Origin of the sequence: Oceanobacillus senegalensis (assembly GCF_900176885.1) — a bacterium.
Classification (GTDB): domain Bacteria; phylum Bacillota; class Bacilli; order Bacillales; family Amphibacillaceae; genus Oceanobacillus; species Oceanobacillus senegalensis.
This window is the reverse complement of sequence record NZ_LT839648.1, coordinates 3,014,047-3,016,367: the sequence shown is the minus strand read 5'-3', so window position 1 is coordinate 3,016,367 and position 2,321 is coordinate 3,014,047. Positions and strand designations below refer to the sequence as shown.

2 protein-coding genes are annotated in these 2,321 nt (G+C 36.8%); both read left to right on the top strand.

What is annotated here, in order from left to right; all coding sequences use genetic code 11:
• Positions 1–895: FAD-dependent oxidoreductase (locus tag CAO17_RS22185; RefSeq protein ID WP_179151856.1), on the top strand; the 895-nt coding region annotated here is incomplete at its 5' end.
• 160 nt (positions 896–1,055) lie between these two features.
• Complete coding sequence (locus CAO17_RS22180; RefSeq protein ID WP_085991018.1) at positions 1,056–2,276, top strand: ISL3 family transposase; 1,221 nt, start codon at positions 1,056–1,058, stop codon at positions 2,274–2,276.
• The last annotated feature ends 45 nt before the right edge of the window (positions 2,277–2,321 follow it).

Sequence of the window (2,321 nt, the reverse complement as noted above, 5' to 3'; positions counted from 1 at the left end):
TTTGAAAGAAATTCCTAAAAAACTAGTTGTAATTGGTGCTGGATATGTTGGAACAGAACTAGGGACTGCTTATGCTAACTTTGGTACAGAGGTTACATTCCTAGAAGGTGCAAAAGATATTTTAGGCGGATTTGAAAAATCGATGACTCAATTAGTTAAAAAAGGTCTGAAGAAAAAAGGCGCTACAGTGATTACAGAAGCAATGGCTAAAGGCGTGGAAGAAACAAAAGATGGTGTAAAAGTTTCATATGAAGTAAAAGGGAAAGAAGAAATAATTGAGGCGGATTATGTCTTAGTAACTGTAGGCCGTCGTCCAAACACAAGTGAAATTGGTTTGGAACAAGTGGGTATCGAATTAGATGAAAAAGGTCTTATTAAAGTTGATAAACAATCCCGTACAACTGTGAAGAACATCTATGCTATTGGTGATATTGTACCAGGTGCTCCATTAGCGCATAAAGCTTCTTATGAAGGTAAGATTGCTGCAGAAGCAATTAGCGGTGAAAAATCTGAAGTTGATTATATTGGTATTCCTGCTGTTGCTTTCGTTGAGCCAGAATTGGCTATGGTTGGTCTTACTGAAGCACAAGCAAAAGAAGAAGGCTATGACGTGAAGGTTGGTAAGTTCCCATTCGCGGCAAATGGCCGTGCATTATCCTTAAATAATACAGACGGTTTCTTAAAACTTATTACTCGTAAAGAGGATGGATTAATTCTAGGAGGTCAAATCGCTGGACCAAACGCTAGTGATATGATTTCTGAAATTGGACTAGCTGTTGAAGCTGGTATGACTGCAGAAGACTTAGCACTTACTATTCATGCTCATCCAACATTAGGTGAAATTACAATGGAGGCAGCAGAAGTAGCGTTAGGTTCTCCAATTCATATAATGTAATTTAAATTAAGAAGATAACCCAAGAGTCATCTGGGTTATCTTCTTTATTATGGCTCTAAAATATATGTTGGGGTTTTAATAAAATTTAAGCATAAAAAAACACGCAAGCTCCTATATCCTTTAAACTTGAATTGACGAGAAACAAGTGGATAGGAGTTGCGTGTATATGTATTTTAACATGAAATTACCTGGATTAGAAGAAATGAAAATAACGAAAACAGAGGAGATAGAGGGATCCTTTCATATTCATGTTCAGTTGCCAAAAAAACCTCATAAATGCCCTTCTTGTGGGGAGATAACAGAGCGTATTCATGATTATCGAGTGCAAAAAATTCAGCATTTAAAATTGTTTGAACGTAGAACCTATATTTTTTATCGTAAGCGTCGTTATAGGTGTGAGTGTGGAAAGAGGTTTGTAGAAAACAATAATATTGTCTATCGTTATCAGCGACATACGGTGGAATGGAATCAGGCGTTAGGTTTTCGAGTGATAAAGGGGAAGAATTTCAAGGATACTGCTGCCCAATTTCATACGTCATCCAATACAGCTATGCGACGTTTTGATAACGTATCAGCTGGTAAATTACGTGAGGTTAAAGCTCTGCCACGGGTAATAGCGATCGATGAATATAAGGGCGATACAAATAAAGGTAAATATCAAACCATTATCGGTAATGGTGAGACAGGTGAGCCTTTGGATATTCTTCCTGATCGGTCCGTAAAAACGGTGAAAAAGTATCTACAGGAAAAGGGAGAAAAAGTAGAAATAGTCATTATGGATATGAGTCATAGCTTTAAATCAGCTGTTCAACAAGCATTGGGGAATCCTATTATTATAGCGGATCGATTTCATTTCTGTCGTTATATTTATTGGGCACTCGAACGTGTGCGAAGACGAGTTCAAAAAGAATTCCACCCTTATGATCGTAAAAAGTGCAAGCGAATGAAGCATGTATTTTATAAGCATTATGAAGCCCTTAGCGCAAAACAACATTGGTACTTAGAAAGATATTTAGGGTTATCAGAAGATTTGAGAACAGCTTATGGATTAAAAGAATCTTATCGAACTTGGTTTGAAGAAGCAAAGAAAATAGGAAAAGATAATATGAAAGAAGTTAAAGAAGGGCTGTATCAGTTTTATACGCAAGTAAAAGATGCGGGTTTAGAGGAATTTGAAAAAGCGATACAGACGCTACAAAATTGGCAACCTGAAATATTGAACAGCTTTGCCTTTGGGTATAGTAATGGGTTTATTGAAGGATTGAATAATCAAACAAAGGTTATCAAGAGAAATGCCTTTGGATTCAAGAGATATGATCGATTGAGATTAAGGGTATTATTACACCATCAATTTAAATCCGTAGCCAATTCAATAGGTTAAAGGGGTAGGAGCTAATAGCCCCACCCCAACATTTGACTTAGAACC